Source organism: Geobacillus sp. LYN3 (assembly GCF_003064505.1).
In the GTDB taxonomy this organism is placed as follows: domain Bacteria; phylum Bacillota; class Bacilli; order Bacillales; family Anoxybacillaceae; genus Parageobacillus_B; species Parageobacillus_B toebii.
The window spans coordinates 181,783-190,171 of sequence record NZ_QCWL01000001.1; the positions used below are offsets into that span (position 1 = coordinate 181,783).

Annotated in this window: 8 protein-coding genes and 1 pseudogene; 1 reads left to right on the forward strand and 8 read right to left on the reverse strand. The window is 38.6% G+C overall.

Features of this window, described 5'->3' with window-relative positions:
• Positions 1-89: 89 nt before the first annotated feature.
• From DCC82_RS00955 to DCC82_RS00995, 8 genes are all read right to left on the reverse strand, one after another.
• Positions 90-1,283: a trypsin-like peptidase domain-containing protein gene (locus DCC82_RS00955; protein ID WP_233252891.1), complete on the reverse strand. Its 1,194-nt coding sequence runs from the start codon at positions 1,281-1,283 to the stop codon at positions 90-92.
• Between the two features lie 853 nt (positions 1,284-2,136).
• Complete coding sequence (locus tag DCC82_RS00960; RefSeq protein ID WP_108430205.1) at positions 2,137-3,336, reverse strand: polysaccharide deacetylase family protein; 1,200 nt, start codon at positions 3,334-3,336, stop codon at positions 2,137-2,139.
• 671 nt (positions 3,337-4,007) lie between these two features.
• On the reverse strand, positions 4,008-4,904 hold the full coding sequence (locus DCC82_RS00970) for a hypothetical protein (protein WP_097353882.1): 897 nt from the start codon (positions 4,902-4,904) through the stop codon (positions 4,008-4,010).
• Positions 4,901-5,695 (reverse strand): ImmA/IrrE family metallo-endopeptidase, encoded by a 795-nt coding sequence (locus DCC82_RS00975; RefSeq protein ID WP_097353883.1) that lies wholly within the window; start codon positions 5,693-5,695, stop codon positions 4,901-4,903. The genes DCC82_RS00970 and DCC82_RS00975 overlap by 4 nt, the downstream gene beginning before the upstream one ends.
• A gap of 4 nt (positions 5,696-5,699) precedes the next feature.
• On the reverse strand, positions 5,700-6,092 hold the full coding sequence (locus DCC82_RS00980; RefSeq protein ID WP_015865117.1) for a hypothetical protein: 393 nt from the start codon (positions 6,090-6,092) through the stop codon (positions 5,700-5,702).
• 295 nt (positions 6,093-6,387) lie between these two features.
• Entirely contained in the window at positions 6,388-6,579 is a 192-nt protein-coding gene (locus DCC82_RS17845; protein WP_353620327.1) for a tyrosine-type recombinase/integrase, read from the reverse strand.
• A 230-nt stretch (positions 6,580-6,809) separates the two neighbouring features.
• A complete protein-coding gene (locus DCC82_RS18640; protein WP_097353884.1) occupies positions 6,810-6,950 on the reverse strand; it encodes an integrase in 141 nt (46 codons plus the stop codon).
• A gap of 14 nt (positions 6,951-6,964) precedes the next feature.
• Positions 6,965-7,750: an IS630 family transposase gene (locus DCC82_RS00995; RefSeq protein ID WP_199222344.1), complete on the reverse strand. Its 786-nt coding sequence runs from the start codon at positions 7,748-7,750 to the stop codon at positions 6,965-6,967.
• Between the two features lie 416 nt (positions 7,751-8,166).
• Here DCC82_RS00995 and DCC82_RS01000 point away from each other — a divergent pair.
• Positions 8,167-8,389 (forward strand): annotated as a pseudogene (locus tag DCC82_RS01000) (hypothetical protein); the annotation flags it as partial.

Sequence of the window (8,389 nt, forward strand, 5' to 3'; positions counted from 1 at the left end):
TGATCTTCCGCTGACGGATCTATCATTTCTTCACCAGACTCACCTTCGTAACTGTCGCCCCCATTTATTTCATAGCCCTCTGCCGGTTGTTATCCATCAGGCGATTCTTCTTCCAGATTCGCCCCTTCCTCTGCCGGCACATCGTTAATTTCTTCCTCATTCAAGCTTTCATCTTCGGAAACATCGCTCTCATCGACGGAATCGCCAACCTCCCCGTTTTCTTCCGTTACGCTGCTTTCATCATAGTTTTCATATTCGCTTTCCGTTTCGGACTGTTGTTCATCATAATTCCAAACATCACACGAATCATATTCTTCGCTGTAATCGCCGCCCTCGAAATATCCTTCGCCCTCGAGGTTCCGGTAAAAATACGCTCCTTCGCTGTTAAAAAACATTGCATAAATCTCATCTTCTGCGAGCGGTGTGGAAATCCACTTCTGTATAAGGTCATATATTTTAAAAATTGGGATACTAAAACCGATATTCGCCTCTGTTGCGTGGCGCGCCGAATTAATCGCCAACACTTTTCCTGTTTTTCGTTCAATCAACGGCCCGCCGCTGCTTCCCGGCGCAATCGGGGCAGAGATTTGGTAAATGCCTTCATATATATGCGGCTCGATAACGAAATTGCGGTCTACGCCGCTAATATACCCAAACGTCGCCGTATTTTCCAATCCCATTGGACTTCCGAGCGTAATTACTTCTTCGCCCACCCGCGCTTTTCTTTTTGTTTCCAACAGAAGCGGATTTTTATTTTTTAGCGCGGGAACGCGGATAACGGCAACATCGATTTCATTGCTGTAACCAATCACTTTTCCTTGATATTCTTCTCCATTTTTATCACGAACAATGACGTCAATCGATCCTTCGACCACATGCGCGTTCGTTAACACATCTCCTTGTTTGTTGATTAAAAAACCTGATCCTTGTGAATAGTCAGTATAAATGGTAAATACTTTTTCTTGCGCTTCGGCAATGATTTCCTTTACGTCTTTATTCGTATTCGTCACTTTTGCTTTGGCGGCAGGTGCGGTCTGTTTTTTCACAGTTGTTTTTCCTTCCTGCTTTACTTGCTCGACTGGCTTGCTAGCGACTTCCTCTGTTTTTTTCTCATAATGTCGCCATTGATTTACAAGTGCCGTCCAAGTACTAACACAAACGACAAACATCAATATAGCCGTGATCACTAACAGTTTATTAGACCGAGACCGCACAGAAGCACCACAGTTGCTGCAAAATTTTGCTCCAGGCTCCGTTTTGCTTCCACACTTAACGCAATACACGTGAAAAAACCCCCATTTTTTATCTTTTATTCCTTTTCTATCATACTAGTAAAATATACCTATTTCAACAAAATATTTGATTTTCTGCCATAAACAAATATGTCCAATGCTATTTTATCTAGGCTAAAATCCCTATTACTCATATCTAGGATGGCAGCCATCCTAAAATATGAGAACTTCTTCGTTTAGTGATAACCAACCATCTGAAACCACCATGAAATTGATCTTGATACGACAATTAGAACAATGCTCATGCATCTGTTATTGACGACATGACACACACATCGACTTCTTAAAAGTTGAATGTACGAAAAGACGAAAAAGGAACCAGGGCTTAAATCGCCTGATTCCTTTTGGCCGCCCGCAAATGATGCTTTCCATTCTACATACACAGCTTACTAAATTGTATAAATGTCCTCTTTCACTCAATAAAGTTAAGTCCATATAATTGTGTAAAAAGGAAATAGAAAAAGAGCCATGTTACTTCCCCTTTGGTAGAACGAACAATGGACAAACATAAGGAGGAACGCAACAATGGCTCCATACCATATTACCCTAAATGATAAACTTTTGTACGGGTTATTGGCCAAAGATGGGGATTACCTAAGCTGCTGGAACAAGTCTTAAAATCCAATCCTCGAGATGCAAGTAGAAGAACAGCTAGGTCTCGCCGTTATGAAAATAGCGGTTGTTTGAATGCTTTCTTGACGAACAAGACGTCTAACAATGCCAATGAATGTTCGAGCGTTAGCCAATTTTCACAAAAACCTATGGCGGAAACGGTGCAGAGGAATGCTCTCCATGGAAACGGGAAATTCTCATTCTCGATGTGCCAATGAAGTGAGCACCCCTGTTAGTTTTGAACCATTTTCGCAAAGTCCTTCAGCGTATATTCCGGGTATACACCTAACCGTTTTATCTCCAGCAAAGGATCTCCTATGTGCACTTTCCCCTCTTTTGTCGTCACCGCCAGTTTAAAATCCAGTTCGTTTAATATTCGAATAATACTAGAGTTATATTGACCGAATGGATAGGCAAAATACCGGGCGCCTAATATGTCTTTACTCCGTTTAATGTCTTCTTTTACCACATTGTAAGGCTTAATAAGAACATCGCTCTTCCTTCCAGTTAAATTATGCAAACGATGTGTATGGGATCCAAAAGTAAATACATCGCTCATTGCATCCATTTCAGATTGACTCAAAAACTGCAAGCTATCTGGATTGAACTTTTGTGGTTCTTTCGGTATTCTACTCGTTATGATAAAATTGACCGCTTTGAATCCATACTTTTTTAATTTTGGATAAGCATATATGAAACTTGTTTTCAACCCATCATCAAAGGTAATGACGACCGCTTTGGCAGGAATATTTGCCTTTCCCCGCACATACTGTTCTAAACGTTGCAATGTAATCGTTTCATATCCGTTTTCTTTTAACCAATCCATTTGCTCATTAAATTGACTATCTGAAATTGTCGTTGATACATCACGATAGTTTTTGTTTTCGGATTTTTTCAAAATATGATGGTACATTAATACAGGAACTCCATGGTCCCAACTAGCCTTTGAATGATGGATGTATCCAATCCGACCACCAACATCAATTTGATACCAATTTCTAAGTTTACGAATGATTGGATAACGCATATTCCCTTTAATCGTAACAAACGGAATCAACTTTCCTGTACTATTATCATAGATTCGCTGATTCTCCATTAATAAAATCGTGTTGTTTGAATTCTTTAAATTGCTTGTATTCTCTCCCCTAATCGCTTTCGCCTTAAACGATTCGACATTACCTTTATAAACATAGGCATAACTATTACCGAATTTAATTTGCCACCAGTTTTTTCCTTGATCTTTATAAACTTTTAACATATCTCCTTTTTCCATATAACCGACTTCTACCAATGAACCGGTGCTGTTATCAAATAGTGGAACGTGATTTTTAGTGGCTTTAATATATGTATTAAGCTTGTCAGCTTTAACGAAATGGTTGGAAACACTAAAAAAAGAAATGAACAATAAAAAAGTAAACAAAACCAACCTCATATATTACCATTTCCTCTCTTTCTATATTTCGTATTTATTATAAATTATGGAAGACTATGGAGGATATATAATTTAGAAGTTTAAGAGTTACGATAAGTTTTCGAGGACAAATTTCGGACGATGACACAGGTACATAACCACAAAGAAGCCGGACATCCGCATTGTTGCAGACTTCGGACTTGCTATTGCACCGATCGGTGACTTGATTAATCTTCTTGTTTGAGATAGAATGCATGTATAGTCCTCCTTGGTATCCAAATTAGGGGTCAATTCGTGCGATTGACACCCCCGAATCATACCAAGAGGGCTTTTTTATTCAAGTTCCCAAAAAGCTTCTAACAGGAATGCTCCCGATTAATTAATAAAGGCAAGGATCAAAAGCGCAATAACTTTCATATGCTGATTCGGCAGGTTCAATATCCTCTCGTCTTATCGCTCCGTTATACTGCTTGTCGAAATAATGAAGCAGTATGACTTTTGAATTTTGAACCAGTATTACAGTTGCAAACTTATTCCGCTTGTCCTCCCGAATGATCACTTGAACATCTTTATCTTTAGATGTCGTTTATTTCTTAATGAAGAAACCTCATTTACCCGTGTTAAAGCCGATCGATGATAAAATGAATCCGACTCTAAAATTCATTTTAAAGATTTCATGATTGACAACAGAATTAAAAGAAAATCTCTATTTTTCCTTCTTCTATCCATTTAGCGAAATTTGCATTTTTAATTTCTGTATGGAATGACTGTCCATCTAACGAATAAATGACCTTCCTTGACTCGTTTCGACCGCTACTCTGCACAAAAGCATAGATTTCTTCTGAGCTTAATTCCGTATTCTTAATGGATAATTGTAGAATACAGTCATAAGACAGCAGGATGTATTGCTCTTTAAACATCAAAAAATCATCGACACCTAATATTCGAAATAAACTTTCGTTATTTACAAAAGTATTATACATCGTATATACACCTTTGCCGTCATCACTACATATATAGGCAGGACCGTAGTACTGGTGAACAAGCAATAATGCGAAAAAACAAATAAAGCGCTCTCCTGCATTATTTCCGTTATGTAAAATGATTTGTCTCAATTTCGGAAGATCCGAAAAAGAGGATAATTCACATCGTTCCAGATTATTAATAATATCTCTATTTACTCTGAAAGCTTCCAAAGCTAGTTGTTTCATCGCATCAAATATGTATTGCTTTTTCGTCATTCCTTTTTCTAATAATTGATAAATGGTTTCCATCGATATAATGTATAGCTGTTTCTTCGCCGATAATTGTTTGAAAAGCTCAAAGTAATAATCATTATACCGTTCCTTTGTGGGTATATTCCTAAAAGACTCTTCTAACACTACATCAGGAATAAGAAAAATCGGAGACTGATGAAACGCCTGCAGCAAAAGCGGCAAATTGGATATTTGTTTTCTTAATTTCGTTAAAATCATATTATCGAACATATAAAATGCTTGATGTTCGTTTAACGACTGGTACAATTGCTCCGTATTATCTGAAATAAACGGACGAACCAATTCTAAAACAGGAGAATCGAGGACCTTCATCCTTTAGTCCCCCTTTGATCATGCACTGACGCCAACACTTGTTCATATAGCTTATCATAAGATTTTTTAATCGATTGAAGATCGTCCTCATACATCAATCCTTTCGCTTTTTCATACAATTCATCAAACCCGCTGATGTTTATCGTATAACTAGGCTCGAAAAATGATTTGTCTATATCATGAGGAATACGATTTCTATAATCATAGTCCAATGCATTTTTCGCTTCGTTAATCGTGATCAATTCGTTTTGAGCAAGTTTCACAACTAACGCTTTATACGGGATCTGGAAGATACTGATTAATCGTATAATTTTTTCCGGAAGAGATTGTTTCGTATGAGCAGTTTCTAAAAATTGAAAGCTTCTTTCTAACACAAAGTCATTAATTAAAAATTCGGAAGCGAAGAGATTAGGAAGCCGCTCTTTTTCATCATAAATATGATCAATCATGATAAAATTTTGGTCAGGGTTCTTAATTTTATCTCTGTCAAAAAAGAAATGATAAAACTCGTGCGCCCACATGAAATTTTCATATATTCTCGGCTGTGCGGTATTAATATGGACATAATAATCACCGTTATAGTAATACACAAGCCCCCCATAGTCAGCATTTTGAATCGGAAACTGCAATACATTTGCATGCTCGTAAAGATAAGTTTTTATAAAATCAAGCGGCTTTACATGAGCAAGAGGATCTCCGAGGGAGTAAATACGGTCCATTGCCTTTTTCATTTTCGACAAATGTGTTTTGTTATGCTCTAGAATCATTTCAAGATTATCTTTTGTAATCAATGGACTACCCCCTTGGATTTTCCGAATTTGTGACTGATTTTAAAACATCGATCAGTTCAACAAATTCGCTAAAAAGATGCATGCCCTTTTTTAATTCTTCGTCCACTGTACCGTGAAACGAAAGTGCCACATGATTCATAAATGAATCAGATCGGCTTCGTTCAAACGTTTTTTCTTTGAATTCCATATCTGACTTGTAAAAAAAGAACGGATCTTTAATGCGGAATAACTTATTGATCTTTGCAACATACTCCTCCACATTTCCTTCGCCTTTTAAGAAATTATAATAAGCTGTCTTCTTAATACCAGTGCGTTCCATCACCCATGAATGTTTAATCCCTTTACTTTCTATATATTTTTTGACATTCTGACCTACAATTTTGTTTGTATTTACCATAAACTTCACCTCTACAATAAATTATAAATAAAAATGTATTGATTTTCTATATATTTTCCTCAAAAAACGGAATATATGATTATTTTATGCAAAAAATTATTAAAAAGTTCTTGATCAAACTTATTTTTTCCTTAAAAAGAGGAATGTATTGCTATAAAAATTATTTTAAAAACACTCCTTCTGTTCTTAGTCCAGCGAATTTACGTTTCGGAGAAATCAAACTGCTTTTTGTCGCTTCTTTTTACACAAATTCCCGGACTTGATCCGTCTTTTTACTCATCGCATTGCATTCTCCTTAATGCCTGCATCTTCCTTCTCGTGATGCGTCTACATAAATAACGGTTGTTTGTATACTTTCATGCCGAGCAAACCGCCTAATAATTTCAATGGGCGTTCCAGCATTGTCTAAATTTTTGCAAAAGCTATGACGGAAGCGGTGTGGGGTAATGTTCTCCATGTTGGCTAAATCCGCATATTCCATTAGCATTTTTTTGAATGGCCCGCTCTGTCAGAAACATGAACCTTTTTGATACGAATAAGCGTTGAGATTCCTTGTAAATGCCCTCTCCAGATTTGACGGTATTTTAACCATTTTATTACATTACTCAAATACTTTTGGACAAACAAAACAGAGGCAGAAAAGGAACCAGAGCTACTTAGATCTAGTTCCTTTGATGTTAGTCTATATAAATGCACCTTGAAAAGTTAACCTTTGCATCACGCTGCACACCCCAAGCGTCGAAGCATCTCTTCCGGTTGTTGATCTATATATTTAAACCGGGCAATGGCTTGGTCAATATCCATTTGATCTTTGTGAAACACATTGGCAATGACCGCATCCTTGAGCCATTTCCACAAGCGTTCGATGGGATTCAGCTGTGGGGAATAAGGAGGTGTAAAAAGATCAAGTGAAACGATTCCCCTTCTTGGCGCAAGAAATCTCTCACCATTTTGGCATGGTGGATGCGGGCATTGTCGAGCACGAGCACGATCAGCTGGTCTGGATAACGGCTCTTCAAGATCTTTAAAAAATCCAAAAACGTCGTCGCATTCGCAGTGACTGCTCGATGAAGAACGGTGTCCCCATTGAGCACATTCACCGCCCCAAATACAGAAACGTGGGCATGATGGCCGTACGTGGGCACTTGTTTTTGCCTGCCTGCCTCCGACCAAGTGGCCCGCAGGATTTGATAAGACCGGACATGAGTCTCATCGGCATATAAAAGAACCGTATCGGGAGTGATCAGTTTTTTTTTAATGAGATCCATTTGTTTCTCAAACGCCTGCTGTTGTTCGGCATCGCCTTTGGCTAGGGTATAGGTGGGACGAGTCCAAGACAATCTCATTCGATGTAAAAGTTTGCGAATTCCTTCCCGGGACATGTCCACCCCGTAGTGTTCGCGGATATAAGACTGAAGAATCCGCGTATTCCAAGAAGAAGCGATGTCCCAACCGAGTTCGGCCGGGGTGTGGGTCAAGATCGTCTGTTTCAGTTCCTGTTGCTGTTCCAGTGTCAAAAACGGCTCCCGGCCCGGCGGATATTTCCGATCGAGCAGGAGATCGAGCCCTCCTTCGTTGAATAAGGAGACATAAAATGCGACGCTTTGGCGGCACAGGTTGAGCATGGAAGCGACGTCTTTCCCCAGATACCCTTCCATGACGAGGCGAACGGCCATGACGCGTTGACGCAGGGAAATGTTTTTGATTTTTTTCTCTTCCTTTCAAAGGGTTCGTGGCGTCCATCCATGGTCATTGGTGATTTTCAATCGTTTCATTCCGTTTCCGCTCCTTTTCTTCGTGAAGTACCTAGGAGCAGTATAACCGAGGTGGAAGCCACTTATACGGACGTTAATGTTTCAATGTGCATCTATCTAGTTTAGCATTAGGTTTGTAAGAACAGATGAAGATGAAAGGGAACAAAATAGATAAAGATTATACTTTATCTATTTGTTCCTTTTTAATTTAAATTAACCCGTGGTGCTAGATAAACTTGATCAAGCATAAAAATAGCCCTTGCTGGCGGATCTCCAGTAGAATGAAAGTGTCACCCAACATTCGAAAGGAGAGATCCCCCATGCAAGAGCACTTTCATTTTACTACAGATCCAGCCAAACTTCAAAAACAATATGCCGCTATTTTCTGTTTTGTTTCTGCCCAACTGTCGTTGATTCAAATGTATCTTCATCGCCGCAACCGTCACTTGGTCAAGCAAGAAGACGAAGTGGTCAGCTATGAAGAGTATATTTCAAAGTTTTTCGTCAAAATAGGGATTTTCAAATTATCCACAGTTGGTAAAA